At 47.1% G+C, this 24,362-nt stretch carries 24 protein-coding genes and 6 tRNA genes; 17 read left to right on the top strand and 13 right to left on the bottom strand.

Annotation, left to right across the window (positions count from 1 at the left end):
• Nucleotides 1–71: 71 nt before the first annotated feature.
• From LG272_RS09065 to gltX, 5 genes are all read right to left on the bottom strand, one after another.
• Nucleotides 72–147: transfer RNA gene (locus LG272_RS09065), tRNA-Glu, on the bottom strand.
• Nucleotides 148–196: 49 nt separating this feature from the next.
• Nucleotides 197–272 (bottom strand) — tRNA-Ala (locus LG272_RS09070).
• A 141-nt stretch (nucleotides 273–413) separates the two neighbouring features.
• Entirely contained in the window at nucleotides 414–1,025 is a 612-nt protein-coding gene (locus tag LG272_RS09075) for a class I SAM-dependent methyltransferase (RefSeq protein WP_404408083.1), read from the bottom strand.
• Nucleotides 1,026–1,044: 19 nt separating this feature from the next.
• Entirely contained in the window at nucleotides 1,045–1,677 is a 633-nt protein-coding gene (can, locus tag LG272_RS09080) for a carbonate dehydratase (protein ID WP_126759019.1), read from the bottom strand.
• A gap of 56 nt (nucleotides 1,678–1,733) precedes the next feature.
• Entirely contained in the window at nucleotides 1,734–3,143 is a 1,410-nt protein-coding gene (gene gltX / locus LG272_RS09085; RefSeq protein ID WP_404408085.1) for a glutamate--tRNA ligase, read from the bottom strand.
• Nucleotides 3,144–3,391: 248 nt separating this feature from the next.
• On the opposite strand from gltX, the gene LG272_RS09090 reads away from it, so the two are divergent.
• Both LG272_RS09090 and LG272_RS09095 read left to right on the top strand, forming a co-directional pair.
• A tRNA-Val gene (locus LG272_RS09090) sits at nucleotides 3,392–3,467 on the top strand.
• Nucleotides 3,468–3,494: 27 nt separating this feature from the next.
• Nucleotides 3,495–3,570: transfer RNA gene (locus LG272_RS09095), tRNA-Val, on the top strand.
• Between the two features lie 135 nt (nucleotides 3,571–3,705).
• On the opposite strand, the gene LG272_RS09100 is transcribed toward LG272_RS09095, so the two are convergent.
• The 4 genes from LG272_RS09100 to LG272_RS09115 form a co-directional block, all read right to left on the bottom strand.
• The gene (locus LG272_RS09100) at nucleotides 3,706–4,176 is read right to left on the bottom strand and encodes a DUF2919 family protein (RefSeq protein ID WP_404408087.1); all 471 of its coding nucleotides are present in this window, start codon (nucleotides 4,174–4,176) and stop codon (nucleotides 3,706–3,708) included.
• Between the two features lie 31 nt (nucleotides 4,177–4,207).
• Nucleotides 4,208–4,417: a DUF2061 domain-containing protein gene (locus LG272_RS09105; RefSeq protein ID WP_404408089.1), complete on the bottom strand. Its 210-nt coding sequence runs from the start codon at nucleotides 4,415–4,417 to the stop codon at nucleotides 4,208–4,210.
• A 183-nt stretch (nucleotides 4,418–4,600) separates the two neighbouring features.
• A complete protein-coding gene (uvrB, locus tag LG272_RS09110) occupies nucleotides 4,601–6,616 on the bottom strand; it encodes an excinuclease ABC subunit UvrB (protein WP_404408091.1) in 2,016 nt (671 codons plus the stop codon).
• The gene (locus LG272_RS09115; RefSeq protein WP_404408093.1) at nucleotides 6,613–8,031 is read right to left on the bottom strand and encodes an MATE family efflux transporter; all 1,419 of its coding nucleotides are present in this window, start codon (nucleotides 8,029–8,031) and stop codon (nucleotides 6,613–6,615) included. The genes uvrB and LG272_RS09115 overlap by 4 nt, the downstream gene beginning before the upstream one ends.
• 154 nt (nucleotides 8,032–8,185) lie before the next feature.
• On the opposite strand from LG272_RS09115, the gene LG272_RS09120 reads away from it, so the two are divergent.
• The 3 genes from LG272_RS09120 to LG272_RS09130 all read left to right on the top strand — a co-directional run bounded on the left by LG272_RS09120 (nucleotide 8,186) and on the right by LG272_RS09130 (nucleotide 10,185).
• Complete coding sequence (locus LG272_RS09120) at nucleotides 8,186–9,373, top strand: pyridoxal phosphate-dependent aminotransferase (RefSeq protein WP_404408095.1); 1,188 nt, start codon at nucleotides 8,186–8,188, stop codon at nucleotides 9,371–9,373.
• Between the two features lie 621 nt (nucleotides 9,374–9,994).
• Nucleotides 9,995–10,071: transfer RNA gene (locus LG272_RS09125), tRNA-Asn, on the top strand.
• A 37-nt stretch (nucleotides 10,072–10,108) separates the two neighbouring features.
• A tRNA-Asn gene (locus LG272_RS09130) sits at nucleotides 10,109–10,185 on the top strand.
• A 1-nt stretch (nucleotide 10,186) separates the two neighbouring features.
• On the opposite strand, the gene LG272_RS09135 is transcribed toward LG272_RS09130, so the two are convergent.
• Together LG272_RS09135 and LG272_RS09140 are read right to left on the bottom strand one after the other, a co-directional pair.
• Entirely contained in the window at nucleotides 10,187–11,245 is a 1,059-nt protein-coding gene (locus tag LG272_RS09135; protein ID WP_404408097.1) for a glycosyltransferase family protein, read from the bottom strand.
• Between the two features lie 27 nt (nucleotides 11,246–11,272).
• A complete protein-coding gene (locus tag LG272_RS09140; protein ID WP_404408099.1) occupies nucleotides 11,273–11,812 on the bottom strand; it encodes a phosphatase PAP2 family protein in 540 nt (179 codons plus the stop codon).
• A gap of 186 nt (nucleotides 11,813–11,998) precedes the next feature.
• On the opposite strand from LG272_RS09140, the gene rsxA reads away from it, so the two are divergent.
• The 11 genes from rsxA to LG272_RS09195 all read left to right on the top strand — a co-directional run bounded on the left by rsxA (nucleotide 11,999) and on the right by LG272_RS09195 (nucleotide 20,262).
• Entirely contained in the window at nucleotides 11,999–12,583 is a 585-nt protein-coding gene (rsxA, locus tag LG272_RS09145) for an electron transport complex subunit RsxA (protein WP_126759027.1), read from the top strand.
• A complete protein-coding gene (gene rsxB / locus LG272_RS09150) occupies nucleotides 12,580–13,143 on the top strand; it encodes an electron transport complex subunit RsxB (protein WP_126759028.1) in 564 nt (187 codons plus the stop codon). The genes rsxA and rsxB overlap by 4 nt, the downstream gene beginning before the upstream one ends.
• On the top strand, nucleotides 13,143–14,741 hold the full coding sequence (rsxC, locus tag LG272_RS09155; protein ID WP_404408102.1) for an electron transport complex subunit RsxC: 1,599 nt from the start codon (nucleotides 13,143–13,145) through the stop codon (nucleotides 14,739–14,741). Before rsxB ends, rsxC begins: the two co-directional genes overlap by 1 nt.
• Nucleotides 14,738–15,796, top strand: coding sequence for an electron transport complex subunit RsxD (rsxD, locus tag LG272_RS09160; protein WP_126759030.1), 1,059 nt, complete (start codon nucleotides 14,738–14,740; stop codon nucleotides 15,794–15,796). The genes rsxC and rsxD overlap by 4 nt, the downstream gene beginning before the upstream one ends.
• A complete protein-coding gene (gene rsxG, locus LG272_RS09165) occupies nucleotides 15,793–16,440 on the top strand; it encodes an electron transport complex subunit RsxG (protein ID WP_126759031.1) in 648 nt (215 codons plus the stop codon). Before rsxD ends, rsxG begins: the two co-directional genes overlap by 4 nt.
• Nucleotides 16,437–17,138 (top strand): electron transport complex subunit E, encoded by a 702-nt coding sequence (locus LG272_RS09170; RefSeq protein WP_404408105.1) that lies wholly within the window; start codon nucleotides 16,437–16,439, stop codon nucleotides 17,136–17,138. The genes rsxG and LG272_RS09170 overlap by 4 nt, the downstream gene beginning before the upstream one ends.
• 5 nt (nucleotides 17,139–17,143) lie before the next feature.
• The gene (gene nth, locus LG272_RS09175) at nucleotides 17,144–17,782 is read left to right on the top strand and encodes an endonuclease III (RefSeq protein WP_126759033.1); all 639 of its coding nucleotides are present in this window, start codon (nucleotides 17,144–17,146) and stop codon (nucleotides 17,780–17,782) included.
• A 9-nt stretch (nucleotides 17,783–17,791) separates the two neighbouring features.
• Nucleotides 17,792–18,196, top strand: coding sequence for a lactoylglutathione lyase (gloA, locus tag LG272_RS09180; protein ID WP_126759034.1), 405 nt, complete (start codon nucleotides 17,792–17,794; stop codon nucleotides 18,194–18,196).
• Nucleotides 18,193–18,825, top strand: a complete 633-nt coding sequence (gene rnt, locus LG272_RS09185) for a ribonuclease T (RefSeq protein ID WP_126759035.1) — start codon at nucleotides 18,193–18,195, stop codon at nucleotides 18,823–18,825. Before gloA ends, rnt begins: the two co-directional genes overlap by 4 nt.
• Nucleotides 18,826–18,933: 108 nt before the next feature.
• Nucleotides 18,934–19,629, top strand: coding sequence for a hypothetical protein (locus tag LG272_RS09190; protein WP_241967941.1), 696 nt, complete (start codon nucleotides 18,934–18,936; stop codon nucleotides 19,627–19,629).
• Between the two features lie 33 nt (nucleotides 19,630–19,662).
• The gene (locus tag LG272_RS09195) at nucleotides 19,663–20,262 is read left to right on the top strand and encodes a DUF2238 domain-containing protein (protein ID WP_404408108.1); all 600 of its coding nucleotides are present in this window, start codon (nucleotides 19,663–19,665) and stop codon (nucleotides 20,260–20,262) included.
• A gap of 2 nt (nucleotides 20,263–20,264) precedes the next feature.
• On the opposite strand, the gene LG272_RS09200 is transcribed toward LG272_RS09195, so the two are convergent.
• Together LG272_RS09200 and LG272_RS09205 are read right to left on the bottom strand one after the other, a co-directional pair.
• Nucleotides 20,265–21,746, bottom strand: coding sequence for a S41 family peptidase (locus LG272_RS09200; protein WP_404408110.1), 1,482 nt, complete (start codon nucleotides 21,744–21,746; stop codon nucleotides 20,265–20,267).
• A 116-nt stretch (nucleotides 21,747–21,862) separates the two neighbouring features.
• Nucleotides 21,863–22,300, bottom strand: coding sequence for a nucleoside deaminase (locus LG272_RS09205; protein ID WP_404408112.1), 438 nt, complete (start codon nucleotides 22,298–22,300; stop codon nucleotides 21,863–21,865).
• A 118-nt stretch (nucleotides 22,301–22,418) separates the two neighbouring features.
• On the opposite strand from LG272_RS09205, the gene LG272_RS09210 reads away from it, so the two are divergent.
• On the top strand, nucleotides 22,419–24,356 hold the full coding sequence (locus tag LG272_RS09210; protein ID WP_404408114.1) for a serine hydrolase: 1,938 nt from the start codon (nucleotides 22,419–22,421) through the stop codon (nucleotides 24,354–24,356).
• The last annotated feature ends 6 nt before the right edge of the window (nucleotides 24,357–24,362 follow it).

The following is a 24,362-nucleotide window of genomic DNA, read 5'->3' on the forward strand; positions in this document are numbered from 1 at the left end:
TTATTCGTTATTGACCTTCGTTTTGCTCTTTCGAGTAACGAAAAACGAATAACGACTAACGTTCTATTGAGTGGCGTCCCCTAGGGGATTCGAACCCCTGTTACCGCCGTGAAAGGGCGGTGTCCTAGGCCTCTAGACGAAGGGGACGCACCAGAACAAATCACTATCAAGTTTTCACTACTGTAAAGCGCAGCTTTGGTGGAGCTAAGCGGGATCGAACCGCTGACCTCTTGCATGCCATGCAAGCGCTCTCCCAGCTGAGCTATAGCCCCACACCAACACTGAAATTCGTGTGCTGCATCAGTACCCTGACAGCGGGGCGAATTCTAGGGTAATTGGCGCACTACCGTCAACCTTTTTTTTGGTAATTTTGTTTGTTTGCCGAATTTTGCGTCAGTTCGAACAAATCCCGATCAATTTCGTCTAAGTACGCAGTAATTAAACTTTTGTTCAGACCCGTTCGGGGTTTTGTGAATTTCACGCTCGGTATGCACTAAGGTGAAGTGTTCAGCAAAAACTTCAGCCAATTGTTGCGCCGAATAGCGCTGTACGGGTAGCCCACTACATTTTTCTGGGCCATCTTCAGCGAATGTTGCAATAATCGCATAACCGCCCCGCTCTACAGCTTTTGCTGCTTGAGTAACATAAGACTGTTGTTGTTCTGGAGTCATTAAAAAATGAAACACCGCGCGATCATGCCAAATTGAAAATTGCGCTTTAGCAAATGCCGTGGTGAGTACATCGCCCACCAACCACGTTACATTCTCTGCTTTCGCTTTTAAGCGTTTTTTCGAAGTCGCTAATGCACTTGCTGATAAATCAAGCGCGGTGATATTGGCAAAGCCTGCGGCCAGTAGGTTATCGATTAACCGCGACGCCCCGCTCCCCACATCAATAATCGCGGCTTCGTGACTCATACCGGTATCGGTAATCAGTCGCAGCGAAGTTTCAGCCCTTGACTGGTACCAACTAACACGATCCACTGCCTTTGTTTTATAAACGTCTTCCCAATGATTATCTGCCATATGGTATGTCGCCTATGTGTTACTCATCGAAGTGATAAATTCGCTCTAATGATGCACGGTCACGCACCGTCACTTCCATGTCTCGCACTAAGCCGTCCTCAATACTATAAACCCAGCCATGAATAGCTAACTCTTGGCCACGATCCCATGCCTGTTGGACAATTGTCGTCTTTGCCAAATTTCGCACCTGTTCAATCACGTTCAGTTCGCAAAGTCTATCCAAACGCTCTTTGTCACCGACAATGCTTTCAAGTTCGTCATGGTGAATACGATAAATATCTTTAATTGGAAACAACCAATGGTCAACTAAACCGTGGCTACAACTCTCCGTGGCTGCTCGCACGCCACCACAACCATAATGTCCAACAACTAAGATGTGCTTTACAAAGAGTGTTTCAACCGCATATTGCACCACCGACAAGCAGTTAAAATCCGTTTGAATGACTTGATTTGCCACGTTACGGTGCACAAACAGTTCACCCGGTGCCATGCCAACAACTTGATTGGCAGGAACTCGGCTATCTGAACAACCAATCCACAAATATTCCGGCGTCTGTTGCGCGACCAAATTATTAAAAAACGTGGGATCTTGCTCGAGCATCCGTTTCGCCCAAGCTTGGTTGTTAGCCAACAACTTATCAATTTCTAGCATGCTTTAATTCTCTGAGAGATATAGAAAAAAGGCGCCAAGTTGGCGCCTTTTCCGAGTTACTGCGCTTGCTCACGTTCAATAATAAACGAAATAGCACGAGCAATACGTCCTACCACTTGTTCTTGCGACAATAATTCTAACGTCACATCAAGTGATGGTGAATTACCCGAACCGGTTACCGCTACACGCAATGGCATGCCGACTTTACCCATGCCAACGCCGAGGTCATCGGCCGTTTGCTGAATAGCAGCCTGAATAGTCGCCGCGTTCCAACTATCAACGCATGCAAGACGATCTTGGACAGCTTCAAGAGCTTCGCGCGCTACCGGACGCAAATGCTTCTTGGCGGCGGCTTCGTCAAATTCCTCATACTCTTCATAGAAGTAACGGCTTTGCTCGGCCATTTCTTTTAGCGTTTTCACACGATCGGCCATCAACGGAATTAGCTTCTCAAGAGCTGGACCGCGGCTCACATCAATTGCTTGATCGGTAAAGTGCCATTGTAAATAAGGAACAACGCGCTCAACAGGCAGCGACTTCATATAATGCTGGTTCAACCAATTCAGTTTCTCAGTGTTAAATGCCGATGCCGCTTTATTCACATCATCAAGGCTAAATAGCTTCACCATTTCATCAACACTAAAAATCTCTTGGTCACCGTGCGACCAGCCTAAGCGTACTAAATAGTTCAATACCGCTTCAGGCAAATAGCCGTCATCGCGATATTGCATGACGCTAACCGCACCATGACGCTTTGATAATTTCTTACCATCATCACCTAAGATCATCGATACATGCGCATACTCTGGCACCGGTGCGCCAAGCGCTTGTAAAATATTAATCTGACGCGGCGTATTATTAATGTGATCTTCACCACGCACCACGTGCGTAATATTCATTTCCCAATCATCGATAACCACACAGAAGTTGTACGTAGGCGTACCGTCGCTACGCGCAATAATTAAGTCATCCAGTTCGGTGTTCGCAAATTCAATTGGCCCGCGAATATGATCATGAAACTTCACACTACCTTGTTGCGGGTTACGGAAGCGCACCACATATTTGTCGCCAGATACATTCGGGTTATCGCGGCAGTGACCATCGTAACGAGGCTTTTCGCCACGAGCCATTTGGTCTTCGCGCATTTTTTCCAACCGCTCAGTTGAGCAATAACACTTGTATGCTTTATCTTCTTCTAACAGTTTATCGATGTAATGCTCGTAGCGATCAAAACGCTTGGTTTGATAGTACGGACCTTCATCCCAGTTCAATCCCAACCACTCCATACCTTCCAAAATGGCATCAATGGCTGGTTGAGTTGAGCGCTCACGGTCTGTATCTTCAATACGCAGCACAAACTTCCCGCCAGCCGCTTTAGCGACCAACCAAGAATACAAAGCGGTGCGAGCACCACCAACGTGAAGGTAACCAGTAGGACTTGGGGCAAATCGGGTGACCACTGTCATAATTCTTGCTTTCTCCGCATTATTCGGGTTATTTTGCAGTTTCGTTAGGTGTGTATTCTACCAAGAAGCAGCGGCAGGCGCATTAGACGAAAGCATAGATTATTGTGTTTTTAGCAAGTAGGTACAAAGCAGGATGTTGATTTTTACGGCAAAGCGGGGAAAAAATCAGCAGTCGAACAAATCAAGTGAGATTTCCTGTTGACAGTATCGTTAAGCACCCTATAATACGCCCCGCAACGCAGAGAAAAGGATGGTTAGCTCAGCTGGGAGAGCACCGCCCTTACAAGGCGGGGGTCACTGGTTCGAACCCAGTACCATCCACCACTTCTTCATTTTCTCTGTCTCCCTGATGGATGGTTAGCTCAGCTGGGAGAGCACCGCCCTTACAAGGCGGGGGTCACTGGTTCGAGCCCAGTACCATCCACCACTTCTTAGAAATGCAAAAGCGATATTAGCAATTGGATATTAGATATTAGTTCTGATAGCCCAAGCGTTTCCTAATATCCAATATCCAATATCCAATATCCAATATCCAATATCTAATATCGTCGTTGCTCTTCGATTAACGATTAACGATTAACGCTGTGAAGCGCTTCAGGTGACGTGAAAATAGCAACATCCAGCCGGCTGCAAGCCAACCAAATAATAAGAATGCCTTTACCAACGAAAACGTCGGCCAGAGATTACTGATCAAGCTTAGTAACAACACGCCATCAATGAGCCAGCTAGCCCATAATAAAATTGGCACAACCGCAAATGAGCGAGCCACCCACTCCGGAATGTCCGCCTTTAATTGCGTGAGCAGTATAAATACAAAAAGAGCAGGTAAGCCGACGAGCAAGGCTAAACCAAATTGTTCAGTGCTGGTATAGAAGAACTTAAGAAGCCGCGAACGATCTTCCATGAACGTTAACGAAATAATCCACGCAGCATAGCCACGTAGAAAAAATAGCAAGATAAAAAGCAGGCTCAACGGCATTTTTAATTTGCCGTCTGGCGTTACATAGCGTTCATCACCAGGCAGTAATTGCACGTCTCATCTCTAACTCAAACCAAAAGTGTCGCTATGCTACGTGCACCGCATCAATTTGTCGACTCTGCCGACGCTTTTGCCGTGCAGCCCAAAATTTTTCATGAAAATAATAGGCCACAGTGTTCACCACTGGCTCGATCAATGCCACGGCGCCACCCAATACAATATCCCCAGTCATCAACCATACTAGGGTGAACGCTACGCTAACGTGCATCACACCAAAAGAAACTGTTTTTGCCATATCGGTATCCCCCATGAATTCGTTCATGGATAGATAATATCAATTACTATGTATTTATCTAACCGAAATAACCGATGAGCGTAAAATACAAAAGCGATATTCGCTATTAGATATTGGATATTGGTAAAAGCCGAAACATCCGGTCTAATATCCAATATCTAATAGCAAATATCGTACTTGCTCTTAAAGCAGTTTAAGTTGTTCGCGGAGTTTCGCTACATCATCTCGCAACGCCGCCGCTTTCTCGAATTCCAGATCTTTTGCCGCCTGATACATCGCCTTTTCAGTTTGCTCAATCTTTTGAACCAACGCTTTTGGATCATACATAGCTGGATCGTAAGCCACGTCGGGCTCAGATACGCGCTGTTTCTCGCGACGCGGTGCCCGAATGCCACCACCGAGGTCCATTACGTCGGTCACACGTTTGTTCAAGCCTTTCGGGGTGATACCGTGCTCTTCGTTATATGCAACTTGCTTGGCGCGGCGGCGATCGGTTTCGTCAATGGCTCGCTGCATCGAGCCCGTGATGCGATCCGCATAAAGTATGGCGCGACCGTTGAGATTACGAGCGGCGCGACCAATGGTTTGAATCAATGAGCGATCCGAGCGAAGGAAGCCCTCTTTGTCGGCATCAAGAATAGCGACGAGAGACACTTCAGGCATATCCAAGCCCTCACGTAGTAAGTTAATGCCGATTAATACATCGAACTCACCCAAACGCAAATCTCGAATAATTTCCATGCGCTCGACCGTATCGATGTCTGAATGCAAATAACGCACACGAATGCCATGTTCGTCCAAGTAATCAGAAAGATCTTCTGCCATTTTTTTGGTTAAAGTCGTGGCAAGAACACGTTCGTTACGTTCGACACGCAAACGCACTTCCGACATTAAGTCATCAACCTGTGTAGCAACCGGACGAATCTCGATTTCGGGGTCAATCAGTCCAGTTGGGCGAACAACTTGTTCCACCACTTCGCCTGCCGATTTTTCAATCTCATACTTGCCTGGTGTCGCTGAAACATAGATGGTTTGCGGTGCAATGGCTTCAAATTCTTCAAACTTTAACGGTCGGTTATCTAAGGCCGACGGTAAACGGAAACCATAATTGACCAAGTTTTCTTTGCGCGAACGGTCGCCTTTGTACATCGCACCAATTTGCGACACGGTCACGTGTGACTCATCTATAATGAGCAACGCGTCGTCTGGCAAGTAATCTAAGAGCGTTGGTGGTGGCTCGCCCGGCGCACGCCCTGATAAATAGCGTGAATAGTTTTCGATGCCCGAGCAATAACCAAGCTCTAGCATCATTTCAATATCATATTGAGTGCGTTGACTTAATCGCTGCTCTTCTACCAATTTATTAGAATCCAGAAGCTGTTGCTTACGCTCTTTCAACTCTTCTTTAATACGCTCAATGGCATTTAAGATGGTTTCGCGCGGCGTAACGTAATGCGTTTTAGGATATACGGTTGCACGTGCAACATCGGCTTCGGTCACCTGCCCTGTCAACGGTTCAAAAAAGCTAATACGATCAATTTCATCGTCAAACAATTCAACGCGAATGGCTAACTGCTCTGATTCAGCAGGGAATATATCAATCACTTCACCACGCACACGATACGTACCACGCTCAAACGCAGCATCGTTACGCTTATATTGCAATTGTGCCAAGCGTCGAAGAATATCCCGCTGATCAATCAAATCGCCGCGCCGCAAATGCAGCATCATTTTCATGTATGACTCAGGGTCACCTAAGCCATAAATACACGACACCGAAGCCACCAACACAACATCACGACGCTCCATTAATGCTTTTGTCGCCGACAACCGCATTTGCTCAATGTGATCGTTAATTGACGCATCTTTCTCAATAAATGTATCCGTGGTGGGAACGTACGCTTCTGGTTGATAGTAATCGTAATAAGACACGAAATACTCAACCGCATTATTTGGAAAGAATTCTTTCATCTCGCCATATAACTGCGCAGCAAGTGTTTTGTTATGCGCAAGAATGAGCGTTGGTCGTTGGATTCTTTGAATCACATTGGCCATGGTGAAAGTTTTACCAGAGCCAGTAACGCCTAATAAGGTTTGATGGGCTAACCCCGCATCCAAGTTATCAACCAAGCGCTCGATGGCTGCAGGCTGATCGCCGGCTGGCTGATAATCAGACTTGAGTTCAAATGCTCGACTCATTTGGTTGCTCCTTCTGCCGCACCGTCTGCCACGCCTTTTGGCGCATCATGTGCATGTTCTTTCCGTTCACGCATTGTCTCTATGCGTAAACCACGATGGAACCAGAACCATGCAATAACGCCGGTGATCACGTTAGCGATCACGCCACCAACGAATAACCCAGGAATGTCATAAATAATGGCACCTAACCAACTCAGCGGCACAAACATCACAAATAAGCGGACAATACTCAATGCCAATGCATTCATCGGACGGTGCAGCGCATTCAAACTCGAGTTAGTTAAAATAATCACGCCCTGCACGCCGTAGCCAAGTGGCATGATGTAGATAAACAACCGAATCAGTCGTGCCACTTCTGGATCATCCGTAAACGCAGCCGCAATCCATGGAGCCGTTGCAACCAACACTCCATAAATAAATAGCTGAACAATGAGCACACTGCGCACCGCCACCCGATAAGCAGCACCAACGCGATCAAACGAGTGTGCACCAAAATTTTGACTAATCAACGGTGGTAACGACATAGATAGCGCCAGAATTATCACGCTTGCTAGTGATTCAAGTCGGGTACCGACACCAAATGCAGCAACCGCCGGAGCCCCGTAAGCCGCAATAATTGCAGTAATAACCGCCATAGCCAATGGGGTTAGCATGTTGGCACCAGCCGCTGGTATCCCGATATTCAAAATTTGCCGCGCTGAGCGCAACCAACTAGCATCAGCCGGCGCTTTGAGTGATAACAACTCTTTGTAGCTGAGATACCACAGCACCAATGCCGAACCAATAATCCAGGAAATTAAACTTGCGAGCGCTGCGCCTTGCACGCCCATCGCCGGAATCGGCCCTATACCGAATATCAATATTGGGTCAAAAATAGCGTTAAGTAGCCCGCCAGATGCCATGATCAACGACGGTGTTCGGGTATCACCTGCGGCGCGCAATACAGCATTGCCAACCATTGGGGTCACCAACAATACAGCACCTAAAAACCAGATTGTCATGTAGTCATGAATGTACGGTAACAAGCGCTCTTGGGCGCGTAGCGCAGCGAAGATTGGATCCATGGTGAGGTAGCCAATGACCGACAAGATAATGACTAATAGTGCCGACACGGATAACGCCGTTGCGCCATCGAATTTGGCATGTTCCTCTCGACCCGAGCCCCGCTTGCGCGCGATAACAGCGGACGTACCAATTCCTAAACCAATGGCTAAACTCACAATGGTGAAGGTGACTGGAAAAGTAAAACTGACGGCTGCCAACGGGTCTGTGCCCAACATACCGACGAAAAAAGTATCAACCACGTTAAAGCTAATTAGCGTCAACACACCAATGATCACCGGCCAAGTCATCCGCCAGAGAGTGGGCTGAATAGGATCGTGCAGTAATGATTTTGCCGCTACAGCTTGGCTCATGTGTATCTAATACCGGTATTGAAAAAAGAAGCCGTAGTGTAACGAATTTTGCGCTTTTTCGCTATGTTATAAGCAGCGCCTCAATAGACAAAATTCCGCGAAAACGATATAGTAGCCGCAACATTTTCACCCCATCTATGTTTAGGATCGCACTGTGAAATACCAACTATCTGACCGTGTTAACGCTATTCAACCATCGCCAACGCTTGCTGTCTCGCAAAAAGCTGCCGAACTCAAAGCTGCTGGCCATGATGTGATTGGTTTGGGTGTGGGTGAACCTGATTTCGATACCCCCGAATTTGTCAAAACAGCAGCAAAAGCTGCGATTGATGCTGGCCATACGAAATACACTGCTGTTGACGGTATACCGCAACTCAAGCAAGCCGTGGTCGATAAATTTAAGCGCGATAACGGCTTAACCTATGAAACCAGCGAAATTCTCATTTCCGCTGGCGGTAAGCACAGTATTTTTAATTTATTGAGCGCTTGGCTTAATCCTGGTGACGAAGTACTCATTCCAGCGCCGTATTGGGTTTCGTACCCGGATATGTCCATCTTAGTGGGCGCCGTGCCGAAATTCATTGAGGCAGGTATTGAGCAACGCTATAAAATTACTGCCGAGCAATTAGCTGCAGCAATTACCCCGAAAACACGTTTAATGTTTTTGAATAGCCCGTCAAACCCGACCGGAACAGCTTATACCAAAGCTGAATTAGAAAGCCTTGCCGAAGTATTGCGTCAACATCCGCAAGTTCTGATCGCCACCGACGATATGTACGAGCACATTTTATGGAGTGACGAGAGCTTCCATAACATTGCGATGGTTGCGCCAGATTTGAAAGACCGCATTGTGATTTTATCAGGCGTATCGAAAGCGTACGCCATGACCGGTTGGCGAATTGGTTACGCGGCTGGTCCAAAACCACTGATTGCCGCGATGAAGAAGATTCAATCGCAAAGCACCTCAAACCCAGCCAGCATCAGCCAATGGGCTGCGCTTGCGGCACTGGAAGGTGACCAGAGCTGTATCACCGATATGGTTAAGGCGTTTAAACAGCGCCACGATTATCTCGTAGAAGCCCTTAATGAAGTTCCTGGCATGAAATGCATTGCTGGTGACGGCACCTTCTATACATTTGCTAATATTGATGAGCTAATCAGCCAAAAAGGCGCCAGTTCAGACGTTGAATTGTGCGAGATGATTTTGAATGAAGCCAAAGTGGCATTAGTACCAGGTACCGCCTTTGGTGCGCCAGGCCACTGCCGCTTCTCATTCGCCTGTAGTCTCGACACGTTAAAAGAGGCAGTAAAACGTATTAAAGCGTTTGCCGAAAACGCTTAGAGTCAGTATCAAACCATACCAACGAAAGCCGCATCTCAAAAATGCGGCTTTTTACATGAAATATTCATGTGACATGACGATGACAGCGTTGCTAAAACACCTGTTTAAAATATATTCGTCACAAAAAATTAATCTTCGCAAAAACACTGGTTTATAAGCGCCCTATTAGCGTCGCTTTTGTGTACAAATCAGGTAAGAAATACACAATCGTTGCGTCAAAATGCGACGGACGACATGTCGCCTTAAAAAACTTTAAAGGCTCTGTAAAGGTCGCATATAAATATTTGTTTTATATACGCTTTTAATTTCATAGTCAATTTTTAAGCAATCGCTAAATCAGCCCGAAAAGCCCACCGTTAAAAGCAACTCACACAGTTTCCCACAAGGTTATCCACAGATTTAGTGGATAAGATTGTCTAGCCTTTGAAACACGTGCGATCGGCTTCCATGTGGATAACCAAGGACAACTCAAACATATATCATTTGGTATATAGACAAGGATTGTGACTACTTGACTTTAATTTTTTCATAGGGTTTGCGCACAAAACAAGCAAACAGCATTTTTTAGTATTGACAGAGGCCGCAACCGCCTTTAACATTCGCACCCGTTGTCAGATGTGTTCCCCAGTAGCTCAGTTGGTTAGAGCGGTGGACTGTTAATCCATGTGTCGTTGGTTCGAATCCAACCTGGGGAGCCAAGACATCTTACAACACCCCCGAATACCCCTTAAGTATTCCCCAGTAGCTCAGTTGGTTAGAGCGGTGGACTGTTAATCCATGTGTCGTTGGTTCGAATCCAACCTGGGGAGCCACTTAATAACTCTTCAAACATTCCATGTAGTCTTCAAATTCTGTACGTTGCCAAAGTCGTGCACTTAATTGGTGAACTGGCTCTTCAGCGCCATCGCTTAACCACTCCGCAACAGCTTGAGCCACATTCGGCCAGCGACAATAATTGCCTTTTTGCAACTGTAAGAACTGTGATACTGCATCAGTATCTAATGACCACATTACCTGCGCTAAACGCGAACGTTCCAAGCATTCAGCATTAGCTACCTGCTCAAATTGGCCTGCTAACGGTTTAACCAGTAGCTTTTTGCCAGTCGCCAGCGCTTCGCTAGACGTTTCAAAGCCGGCATTGCTGATAATTCCCTCTGCGCGTGCTACAGCCTCTGCAAAACCAATGCGCGATGGCGCAAAATACCGAATATGCCCGACTTCTCGTTGCTCAGCTTGCGGATGAAATACATCAAATGTCGCATTCTCAAAAGGTTGTAATAACTTATGTACAGCTGCCAGTGGTTCAAACGGCAAGTACACAACATAATGCCGCGGTCGAACAACGGCATCGCGACCCCGATGATGAATAATTGGCGGAAGTACGTGTGTCGCATCATCAAACCAATGCATTCCTACGGCAATATCTGCCGGCGCAAACCAGCGCAACATTTGTCGATGTGCCGCTGCAATAGGTAAGCTTGGCGTTGGTTTGTAGAAGGCATACTGACGTCCTAAACCAATCACTTTTTTGCGTTGTAAGCGTCCAGCCCATGCCGTTATCGGTTCATAATCACTGACGACCAAATCATAATCACTTAAATCCAGCTCACGTGCGTCTTTCCAGAACTGTTGCCATTGATTGCGCCGCACAGTTTCAAACAAATTTACTTTGCCGTGCTCAACCACAAACGAAAGGCCCTGCCGCCATTGCCAATCCCCAAAAGCGTCCATATCAAATAATTGACTTTTTTCACGACCTGAAATTAAAAACTGCACTTGAATATCAGGATAGTTACTAAGCGCCTCAGCCAATGCAGAGCATCGACTTAAATGGCCGTTCCCGGTTCCTTGAACACCAATTAAAATTCGCATACTACCTCCATGAATTTTATGACGACGTTAAACTGCCAGACTAATTGCGTAACCACTAATGACATAACCAAGCACGGCACCAGCTAGAATATCCCCCGGATAGTGCACTCCAAGTAGTACGCGTGAAGCACCTATGGCGCTTGCCCAGATATAAAGAAGCCACGACCATGTTGGAAAGAATGAGCTCATGACACCCGCAAACAAAAATGCAGCGGTTGTATGCCCTGACGGGAAACTGAACTGATCATGCGCTAATATAACTGAGGAAAACTGCGGGTTCTTTTGGTATGGGCGCTGACGCTTTAATATACGTTTAATCAATGAAAATAACGGCACTTCAATCGCAAAACCGATTATCAAAGCCGTGATCGGAATCACACTGTCGGCCTCAAGATAAATAGCCATAATCAAGGCAATCAGTGCGTACACATAACCATCACCTGAGCGAGAAATCCAACGTACGAGTTGATGGCGACACCATCTTTCTAGTCGAAGGTTTAACCAACGAAAACTGCGTTGATCAAACTGACTAAACTTATCAATCCATCGAGCCATTAATGTGGTCATATTCAAGGCCTCAAGTGGCTTGCCGTTACTGGCTTGGTTGAAATTTAGACAGTTGTCGTAACAGCACCATGACAGTTTTATGAATATTCAATGACAAACTTGAATAACACTACAGTTCATCGGTTGTTTCAGAGCGCTAAAAATTCGATAATAGGCACTATTCAAAGTAATGGGACGGATTTTCGCATGGGTGACTACTTGCTGCTGTTGGTAGCAACGGTACTAGTCAACAATTTCGTATTGGTTAAATTCCTCGGCTTATGCCCGTTTATGGGAGTTTCCAATAAGCTCGAAACCGCTATCGGTATGTCCGCTGCAACCACGTTTGTACTGACATTAGCATCGGTCTCGAGCTATTTGGTGAATCAATATATTTTGGCGCCACTCGATTTGATGGCGTTGCAAACGTTGAGTTTTATTTTAGTGATTGCAGTTGTTGTGCAATTCACCGAAATGGTCGTGCACAAAACCAGCCCGACGTTATATCGCCTGCTAGGTATATTTTTACCACTTATCACCACGAACTGTGCGGTACTTGGCGTGGCCTTATTAAACATTAATGAACAGCATAATTTTATCGAATCAATCGTTTATGGCTTTGGTGCCGCTCTTGGCTTCTCCCTTGTTCTCATTTTATTCTCAGCGTTACGTGAGCGCTTAGCTGCGGCTGATGTTCCCATTCCTTTTAAAGGCGCGGCTGTGGCAATGATAACCGCAGGCTTAATGTCTCTCGCATTTATGGGCTTTAGCGGCTTGGTGACCACCTCATGACCGTTGTAACCGCTCTCATTGTATTTGGCGTTCTTGCGCTTATTTTTGGTCTTATTCTCGGTTTCGCCGCGGTACGATTCCGTGTGGAAAGCGATCCAATTGTTGACCAAATTGACGCTATTTTGCCGCAAACACAGTGCGGTCAATGTGGTTATCCGGGCTGTCGCCCGTATGCTGAAGCCATTGCCAATGGCGATGAAATAAATAAGTGCCCACCCGGTGGTCAATCGACCATCAATGCACTCGCCGACTTGATGGGTGTCGAAGCGAAACCGCTGGATTCTGCCCACGGCGAAGAAGATGTGAAGAAAGTCGCCGTCATTCGCGAAGACGAATGTATCGGTTGTACGAAATGTATTCAGGCCTGCCCAGTTGATGCCATCCTCGGTGCAGCAAAACAAATGCATACTGTGATTGCGCACGAATGCACGGGCTGCGACCTTTGCGTTGAGCCATGCCCAGTTGATTGTATTGACATGGTTCCGGTGCCAGTGCGACCGGATAATTGGCAGTGGGATCTTCAACAGATCCCTGTTCGAGTTGTGGAGTCGTCAAACTAATGTCAGTAGCAACCAAAGCTATCGAAGCCGGCCATATTTGGACGTTTCCTGGCGGTATTCATCCGCCGGAGCGAAAAGAGATTTCTAATCAAACCCCAATAGCGCCCCTAGCCCTAGCACAAGAATATTATTTGCCGGTGAAGCAACACTCAGGTGCACCCGGAGAATTATTGGTGCAGGTGGGTGATTACGTCAAAGCTGGCCAGGTATTGACTCAAGTTGGAGCGAATAACGGCTTGCCAGTGCATGCCCCGACTTCCGGGACCATTGCGGCCATTGGCCCAGGCATCATCGCACACCCATCTGGTTTAGCTGATACGGTGATTACCATTCGTGCCGATGGCAACGATGAGCACGTTGCTCTCGAACCATTAACTGATTACACGCAACTCAGTCGCGCTGAATTACTTGATCGAATTAAAAATGCAGGCATTGCCGGTTTAGGCGGCGCTGGCTTTCCAACCGCGCAAAAATTGGCGTTACAACGTCCTTTAGATTACCTGATTATAAACGGTGTGGAGTGCGAGCCTTATATAAGTGCCGATGACCGTCTCATGCGTGAGCATGCGCAAACAATCATCGATGGGACTGAAATTCTGCTGCACATTGCCGGCTGTGAAAAAGCCTTAATCGCCATTGAAGCCAACAAACCTGAAGCAATCGCGGCATTCGAAGCTTTGTTAGATAAACACCCACAACTCGCACTGCGCGTTGTGCCTGTGAAATACCCATCAGGCGGCGAAAAGCAACTGATTCAACTGCTAACCGGTCGTCAGGTACCAAGCCGCGGCTTGCCAATTGATGTTGGCTTAGTCATGCAAAACGTCGGTACGGCGTTTGCCGTTGCGCAAGCAGTACTGCAAGGCAAACCGTTGATAGAACGAGTGGTTACCGTCACCGGCGAAAATGTTGAAAAGCCAGGAAACTACTGGGTTCGTTTAGGTACGCCAGTTGCATACTTATTGGCACAATGTGGTTTTAAACCTGAACCAGAGCAACGAGTCATCATGGGCGGCCCGATGATGGGCTTTACCCTCGCTGATTTGTCTGTGCCCGTAGTCAAAATTACTAACTGTATTTTAGTGCCAAGCAGTCAAGAACTTGCACCCGCACAAGATGAAATGGCTTGTATTCGTTGTGGTGCCTGCGCGGACGTGTGCCCTGCTCAGCTACTTCCACAACAATTGCAATGGTTAGCAAAAGCGAAAGACTATGACGGTTTAGAGCAGCAGAACCTATTCGACTGTATTGAATGCGGTGCCTGTGCTTATGTGTGTCCAAGCGAAATTCCGCTGGTCCATTACTACCGTAAAGCGAAAGCGGAAATTCGCAATATCGCTCGTGAAAAGGCCAAAGCAGAAGTTGCACGCGAACGTTTTGAAGCGCGTCAAGAACGCCTTGAGCGCGAAAAGCAAGAGCGTCTCGAGCGTCATCGTAAAGCCGCCGAAGCGCGTAAGAAAGCCCAAGCTGAAGCTGTGGCGCAAGGCGGCGATAACCCGCAAGAAGCGGTACAAGCAGCTATTGCCCGAGCTAAAGCACGAAAAGCGGCACAAGCTGCGGCGGCTCAACAAAAGAATAAAGAAGGTGACGACGCATGACCTTTAAAATAGCGGCCTCACCCCATGCACATCAACGCAGAACCACGCAACAAGTGATGCGTTGGGTCTACTTGGCGTTAATTCCTGGGGTTCTGGTACAAACCTATTTCTTCGGTTTTGGGGTTTATGTGCAACTGGCGTTGGCATTGTTAACCGCTTGGGTTGCTGAAGGGCTTGCCATGCGCATGCGAGGTCGCCCGGTTGCCCATGCATGGCAAGATCATACGGCCATTGTCACCGCCGTACTGCTTGCCATTAGCATTCCTGCCCTTGCCCCGTGGTGGATTATTGTGATGGGTACCGCCTTTGCCGTCATCGTGGTGAAGCACGTATACGGTGGCGTGGGACAAAACCTGTTTAATCCGGCAATGGCTGGCTACGTGTTGCTGCTTATTTCATTCCCCGTTCAAATGACCAGTTGGCCAATACCGAATGAACTTGCCCAACTGCAAGTCTCGTTGAACGACACTGTGAGTCTAATTTTCAGCGGTTATACGCAAGCTGGTTACAATCTTGAACAGCTGCGTATGGGTGCAGACGGCATCACTATGGCAACTCCATTAGATAGCCTGCGCAACGATTTGAACCATCAGTTGACGCTAAGCGAAGCATTAACTAAACCAATATTTGATGACCTTGCGGGCATAGGTTGGGCATGGATCAACATCGCCTTTTTACTTGGTGGCCTTGTACTCATCAAACAAAAGATCATTAGTTGGCATATTCCTGGTGGTATGCTCGTTGGCCTGTTGGTACCGGCAGCTATTTACTGGCTATTTAACCCAGACCAAGCGATAACACCCATGTTACACGCTTTAAGTGGCGCCACCATGCTCGGCGCGTTCTTTATTGCGACGGATCCCGTTACTGCGGCCACCTCGAACAAAGGGCGTTGGGTATTTGGGTTATTGGTTGGCTTCTTGGTATTCGTGATTCGTACGTGGGGTGGCTATCCTGACGCGGTTGCGTTTGCCGTGTTGTTAGCAAATATGACCGTGCCGGTGATTGATAAATACACCCAGCCGATTGCCTATGGTCACGGAGGTCGCTCATGATTTTCAAAAGTATGGGACGCAACGGACTGATTTTGGCCGGCTTTGCCATTGTCGCGACGTTTTTAGTGATCATGACCTCGCTCGTGACCAAAGAGCCGATTTCACGTCAACAAGAACAAGAGTTACTACGGGTATTAAATCAAATCATTCCACCTAATCTGCATGACAACGACTTGTATCAAAGTTGTACCGTTATTCGTCATCCTGATCTTGGCTCAGCACCGCGTCGTGTTTATCGCGCTTATGTGAATAATGAGCCCACAGCAGTTGCTGTAGAAGTAACAGCGCCTAACGGTTATAGCGGGGCTATTCATTTGTTAGTGGCACTGAACGCTGATGCATCAATTGCTGGCGTACGCACTCTGCAGCACCAAGAAACTCCGGGACTCGGCGACAAAATCGAAATTCGAAAAAGTGATTGGATCACCAGCTTTAATGGTCAGCGCGTGAATGGTGAAGACGACCCGCGCTGGGCTGTCAAACGTGATGGCGGCATGTTCGACCAATTCACCGGCGCAACCATTACTCCCCGCGCAGTGGTTCAAGCGGTGAAACGTACAGCCCTGATATTTGAAAAAAACCAGCAGCAATGGTTCGCTGCACCAGCAAACTGTTATGCCGATAGCTCAGGAGCATCATCATGAGCAACGAAGTAAACACATACAAAGAACTCACATGGCAAGGTTTGTGGAACAATAACCCAGCGCTAGTGCAATTATTAGGGCTATGTCCGCTGTTGGCAGTCACCGCAACGGTGACCAACGCACTTGGCCTTGGTTTAGCCACGTTATTAGTGCTGGTTGGTTCTAACATTACCGTAAGCTTGGTACGTGAATTTGTACCGAAAGAAATCCGTATTCCTGTGTTTGTTATGGTTATCGCAACCTTTGTAACGGTCATTCAGTTGCTCATGAACGCATACGTGTACGGTTTATACCAAGCACTTGGCATTTTCATTCCACTGATTGTTACCAACTGTGCCATTATTGGGCGTGCCGAAGCCTACGCTTCGAAAAATCCATGGCATCACGCGGCATTTGATGGTTTGATGATGGGGCTTGGATTTACCTTGATATTGGTATTGTTAGGCGGTATTCGCGAGGTACTCGGTAACGGTACGCTATTTGATGGTGCGAACTTATTACTCGGCGAATGGGCAGCCAACCTACGGGTTGAGTTGTTTAGCGTCGACTACCCGCTACTGCTTGCCATATTGCCACCAGGGGCCTTCATTGTGATGGGCTTCATTATAGCCGGCAAGAACTGGATTGATAATTATCGTGCTGCCCATGCGGAGAAACCGGAGAAACAGGTGACTCGTGCTCGAGTGACGTCACAATAAGAGCTATGAACAAACAAAAACGCGTTGAAATATTAGAGCGCTTACGCGCAAATAATCCTAATCCAACAACAGAGTTGGAATACAACTCAACCTTTGAGTTGCTGATTGCTGTACTGCTTTCAGCACAAGCAACCGATGTGGGCGTGAATAAAGCGACACGTAAATTATTCCCCGCTGCTCCAACGCCACAGGCAATGTTGGATTTAGGCGTGGATGGCGTCAAAGATCACATCAAAACCATCGGCCTATTTAACGCCAAGGCTGAGAATGTCATCAAAACCTGCGAAATTCTGGTGAATCACTACAATGGTGAAGTGCCTGAAGATCGCGCAGCCCTTGAAGCGCTGCCGGGTGTCGGTCGTAAAACTGCCAACGTGGTGTTAAATACTGCTTTCGGTTGGCCAACCATTGCGGTCGACACCCATATTTTCCGCGTCTCAAACCGCACCAAGTTTGCCCCTGGCAAAACAGTACGCGCCGTCGAAGATCGTTTAGAGAAAGTTATTCCTACAGAATTTAAAGTGGATGCACACCACTGGTTCATCTTGCACGGTCGTTACACGTGCATTGCACGCAAACCACGTTGCGGCAGCTGCATTATTGAAGATTTATGCGAATTTAAAGACAAAACCTCGGACGAATAGGAGCATCACATGCGTTTATTACATACCATGTTACGCGTTGGCGATATGCAGCGCTCAATTGATTTTTACACCAAAGCCTTAGGCATGAAATTGCTCCGCACTGCCGACAACGAAGAATACAAGTATTCCTTGGCTTTTGTGGGTTATGGCGATGAAGCTGATCATACCGTGTTAGAGCTCACCTACAACTGGGGTGTCAGCGACTATGAGCATGGCGGCGCATTTGGTCACATCGCGATTGGTGTTGAAGATATTTATGCTACCTGTGACAAATTGAAAGAAGCTGGTGCCGATGTTTACCGCGAGCCAGGCCCGGTTAAAGGCGGTAAAACCATTATTGCATTCGTTCGCGATCCGGACGGCTATGCCATTGAATTAATTGAGCGCAGTGCCAAGAATCCTGGGGATTTATGAGTAACGACAACGCCAATGCGTTAATGCAACAGCGCTTTCGCGGCTACATGCCGGTAGTTATTGACGTTGAAACCGCCGGTTTCAACGCCAAAACCGATGCACTTTTGGAAATTGCCGCCGTCACCTTGAAATTCAATGATGACGGCTTGTTGGTACCTGACCAGACCTTGCATTACCACATTGAGCCGTTTGAAGGCGCGAACATTGAGCAAGCCGCCATAGACTTCAACGGTATTGATCCGCACTCGCCCTTACGCGGAGCGGTGGAAGAAGGCAGCGCTCTCAAAGAAATGTTCAAACCGATTCGTAAAGCGCAAAAAGACGCCGGTTGTCAACGTTCCATCTTAGTTGGCCACAACGCCACCTTTGATCATGGCTTCGTCATGGCTGCCGCTGAGCGCGCGAATCTAAAACGCAACCCGTTTCATCCGTTTGTTACCTTCGACACCGCAGCCCTCGCCGCCGTGTTCTTAGGCCAAACTGTGTTGATTAAAGCCTGCCAAGCGGCGGGCATTGAGTTTGACAATAAGCAAGCGCACTCAGCGGTATACGACACGGAGCGTACGGCTGAGCTGTTTTGTTTTATGGTCAATCGCTACCAAGCCCTCGGCGGCTGGCCACTTAAATAACAAGAACGATATTAGCTATTGGATATTAGATATTAGCGCTGATGTTTCAGGTTTTTCTAATATCTAATATCCAATAGCTAGTATCCAATTTTTAAAAACGAGATGACAATGAACAAGACCTTACTTAATGCCGCCATTGCTGGCAGCCTCCTATTTTCCGCAACCGCGAACGCTGAAATCTTCTGGCAAGACATTAGCGCAACCTACTTGAATGGCTCCAACTACGAAGTTGGTGACACCGATCGTCAAGTATTTACCTTTGAACATGCCGGCGGTTATAGCTGGGGCGACTCGTTCTTATTCGTTGACCGCTTGAAATCAGACGATGGTTTTACTGAAACCTACGCTGAAATTTCACCGCGTTTTAAAGTGTACGATTTTGCGGAAGGCAGCTTGGTTAAAGCGGCATACATTGCAACCACATGGGAAGTCGGGCAAGGATTCGATAACTACTTAGTGGGCGTGGGGACTGACCTGAATGTAACCGGTTTTGATTACTTACAACTCAACGCCTATCGCCGTAGCAACGAATTTTATGAGAGCAACTACCAGCTAACTGCAGTTTGGGGCATTCCGTTTGCGGAAAACTTCTATTACGACGGATTCTTAGACTGGTCATCAGCCAGCGAAGGCCATGCCGCTGAAATGAACTTCACCTCACAGCTGAAATATGACATTGGTCCAATGGTTGGCTACGACAGCCGTTTGTATGTTGGTGTTGAGTACGCGCACTGGAATAATAAATTTGGCATTGACGGTGTTGATGAACGTAACCTAAATTTATTGGTGAAAATTCACTTATAACGCTCAACGAAAATAATTAAAAAGGACGCGCTCATGGCTTGGCAACAAAGAATTCCTCATATGCTTGCGGTAGTGATTGTTGCCACCATGGTGTGGTCGTTTATTAATCCGTACGATATGCGCGTATGGTGGGCTGAAATGACGCCGATTTTAGCCATATTTATCGGCCTTGTTGCCACCTATCGTCAATTCCAGTTCAGTAACACCAGCTATGTTTTGATGAGTGTTTTACTCATCTTGCACACCATTGGCGCACACTACACGTTTGCGCGTGTACCGTTTGAGTGGGTCACTGAGTTCTTTGATTTCGAACGTAATCATTACGACCGAATTGCACATTTTACTGTCGGTTTCTATGCCTATGCAGCCGCAGAATTACTCGTACGAAAAAATTGGGCCCGCCCTATCACTGCCATGCTGTTTGGACTGTTTTTTATTATGGCCGTCGCCGCTGGATACGAGATTATCGAGTGGCAATTTGCAGTCATTGAAGGTGGCGACGCCGGCATTGAATTTCTCGGCTCACAAGGTGATGAATGGGACGCCCAACAAGATATGCTCGCTGATACGCTAGGTGCATTGGCGGCATTGGTGCTATTCTGGTTCTCCAAATACCGCCACGTCACCAGCTAGAATCACTGCCCTTTTATAATGTCTTGAATAAAGTTATTAAACGCTTCGGTTGTCCATTCAAGTCCGTCATACGGATAGTCCGGTGAATAATACTCGCCGTTACCGCGAGGACGATTCACATAAACTTTATTCGGGATAACAATTTTGCCGTAGCCCGATGGTAGGTCTGCTAAACGCACTTCCATATAAGTCGAATCTGAACTACTTGGGGCGCCAACAAGCTTGGTGTTATCAAATAATTTAAAGATATCAATTGCGTCCAAACAGGCACTTGCGCACTGTCCCGGCACAATGACATAAACTGGTGTAGTAAATGTACTAGGTGTAGTCATGCCATTCTCGTTTGTCATTTCAGCGTTCGCTTCAACATAAAAATCGTCGCCAGCGTCAATCGCATGCTGCATACCACTTTGTACACCTTGAATCCAACTTACTAACTCCTGCTGACCACGGCTTGATAAAATATTGATCAAATCAGCCATGTAGGCTGTGTTACCAGCAGAAGCCCGCCACCATACTTCGGTACTTGAAAATTTTTCTTGGCGAAGTTGATTGACCGGCGCTTCCCCCCACAACCCCTCGGCAACTTTGCGACTCCAATAGGAAGAGCCTCCTTGGTTGTGCCGAAGATCAAGTATTACGGCGGTTGCGCCAGCGAGTTTATCCTGCTGTTCCTGTAAATCTTTAAATAGTTGCTCATAGCGGGCAACATCTTCCGCCTCAGGTCCAAATGTCGGCATTGCAATCCACGCCAACGAGCCTCGCCAAGCTAATCCAACCGGAATACGGTCTCCATTTAATGCGAATGTAATGGCCTGAGTCGCTTGCTCAGGCATTTCCGACCATGTCAATTTCAACGAATGCGTGGCACCCTGGTTATTGACGAACTGACACGTTGATGGCGATTGAACAAACGGATTACCACGGTCAATCAATAGCTCGTGTCCATACCGCCACCAGTGACCTGGCTGTTCGACTTGACCACGGAATTGAAAAACTTGATCGCGCAACAACGTTTTAATTTCAACACCATCACAACGAATAAGACGAGAACCAACCTCAGCTAACTCTCGTTCCGTATAGTTAATCACTAAGTCTTCGCCACGCCATACCGCTGTAAATCCGGGCCATTTTACTGGCACCTGTAACTCCTCAGGTATTCGGGTGAAAGCGCCAGCATGACCGTCTTGCAACACTGTATTGAACCGCCCTACAGCTGCCATCAGCCCCTGTGCAGATTTAGCCTGCTCCGCGAGCGAAAGTGCAGAATTTTTTGCTTCGATTAATAGTTCGGGAAAGCTCGGATTGTTTATATCAACCATTCCAGGATGGTTCGCTGCGGTTTGGTTATAGGCTTCGAGGATATCTTGACGGGCTAATTCAGCCCAATTTGTCGCATCATATGAAGCCAAAGCAGGTATTGAAACGCTGCCAAAAACTATTAAAGCAGCGTTTGAAAAATACGTTAATACACTGTTTTTCATCAGGTGATTTGCCTTGCCAAGTTTGAAACATGTACAAATTAGAGCACAAGGCGTGCCAATTAGGGAATACAAATCACCAAATTTTGCGTTAGCAAATATTTCGTTGTATCAAAACTCTATTCGCCGATATCTTCGTTCCAGAGTTCTGGGTTGTTAGCTATGAACGTATTCATCAACTCGATACACGTAGCATCTTGCAGTACGTCAACCTTCACACCGGCTTGACGCAAACGATCCTCGGCACCCATAAAGGTTTGGTTTTCGCCGACCACCACATGCGGAATACCGTACAGTTCGATAGCGCCCGAACACATGCAGCATGGTGATAGCGTGGTATAAATGGTGCACTCACGGTAAACCTTAGCAGGCTGACGCCCAGCATTTTCAAACGCATCCATTTCCCCGTGTAAAATCGGGCTGCCGCTTTGCACACGGCGGTTATGCCCTCGACCGATGATTTTACCGTTGTGCACAATGACCGAACCAATCGGCACACCGCCCTCTTCCATCCCTTTCTTGGCTTCCTCAATGGCGGCCTGCATAAATTTATCCATTTTTTTATTCCTTATTGCTCCTAATTATTCAGAAATATCGCACGCGAAATATCCATTTACAAATGGTATTTGCGAACTGCCGCTATTGCGCGTTTAATAAACAAAAACGAGATAAATCATGAACATTAGCCTAAAAACTACATTATCAGCCGTCGTCATTTGGTTGTTGTGCGGGTGCAATGAACCAGGTTTTCCCGAGCACTTAGACGCACGACGAATTAACCAACCTGACCTACAAGCTGTGCTAATAAGTCCTAAAACGCACACCGGCCCAATGCCAACCGCTATTGTACTGGGCGGTTCTGAAGGTGGTATTCGTGGCGCGCAGCGAACTGCTCAGATTTTAGCTGAAAATGGCGTGGCGGCTTTAGCGGTTGGTTACTTTGGCATGTCTGGCTTGCCGACATCGCTTGAGAATATCCCGCTAGAATATTTTAACGCTGCTGTGAAATACATTGACGATTCACCTCGATTAAATCGCAATCAGTGCCAACGAATTCCCGTAATTGGCCACTCGCGCGGCGCTGAACTTGCACTCGTGCTTGGCAGTCACTTCGACCATTACGGGCCAGTCATCGCGATATCGCCTAGTTCACACGTTTGGGGCGCCGTAGGCAATGTTGAGCAATCAGCATGGACTTTAAACGGTCAACCTTTACCTTTTGTGCCTCGTCATTCAAACCCTGACTACACCGTCGATGAATTTTTCGGTCGTGATTATTTCATTCGTGATTTACAACATGACGATGCGAAACAAGCTGAAATTGATATTTCGAATATCAACGTGCAAGTGCTGTTATTTGCAGGCGATAACGATCTGTTGTGGCCTGCGGATCTGATGACCGAGCATTTGCTCACACAGGCAGAGCAAGCTAAGCAAAGCTCTCGTATCTTTGCTTCTATTTATTCAAACGCAGGGCATGTCATAGCCCCTGGTGCCCCGAGCGACATGACCGAAGCAAAATTAAATGGCAACAGAACGCTCATATTAGGCGGTGACACAACAGCGAACAAAGCCGCGCAAGACGATATTCTCAAGCGCACCGTCGAGGCCATTAAAAGCCCCGTTTGCTATGACAGTCAGGCGAATTTTGACCCTAATAAATTAACTCAACTATCTGAGCTATTAACCACGACAAACTCGTCGTCAGTGGTTTTGATGCGCGCCGGTAAAGTCGTTTTCGAATTTGGTGATATCCATCAGAAGCACACCATACATTCTATCCGCAAGCCAATGCTCAACGCGCTTTACGGCATCTATGTTGACCGCGGTATCATTCATCTTGATGCGACATTAGAAGAACTGAATATTGATGATATTACGCCGCTAACAAACGTTGAGAAGCAAGCGACCGTTCGACAATTATTACAATCACGTTCGGGCATTTATTTGCCCTCGGCAGCAACATCTGAAGGCATGTTGGCCGGAATGCCCGAGCGCGGTGCGTTCGACCCTGGCGAACGTTATGTTTACAACAATTGGGATTTCAATGTCGCCGGCGCGATTTTCGAAAAGCTAACGGGTGAGTCAATATACGACGCGTTTTATCATGAAGTGGCTCAACCATTGGGAATGCAAGATTTTAAGGGTGAGTTCATCACGATTGACGATAACACCGATATTTCGAAACTTACCGTTGATGGCTTTTATCAGTATGAACCTGAAAAATCGCAGTACCCCGCGTATCACTTCCGTATGTCCGCTTATGATATGGCACTGTTTGGTCAGCTTTATGAGAATTATGGCGTATGGAACGGTGAGCAGATTTTATCGAGGGAATGGATAGAACAGAGTACCACCTCGTACTCGGTAACAAATACCTACATGGATTTCGGCTACGGTCTTCTTTGGTTTGTCATCAACCCCAATGACGAACGCCCCAACCGCTCCTTTTATCATACGGGAATGGGCGTTCACATGCTTGGCGTTTATCCCGACTCTGATCTAGTGTTTGTGCATAGAGTACAAACCGAAACCGAGTACGAGTTCGATCAGCAAGATCTCTACAAAATTATCGGACAAGTATTCGGCGCACTGAAAGAGTCAACGAGATAGTCTATG

Source organism: Pseudidiomarina marina (genome assembly GCF_044807045.1).
GTDB classification, from domain to species: Bacteria; Pseudomonadota; Gammaproteobacteria; order Enterobacterales; family Alteromonadaceae; genus Pseudidiomarina; species Pseudidiomarina marina.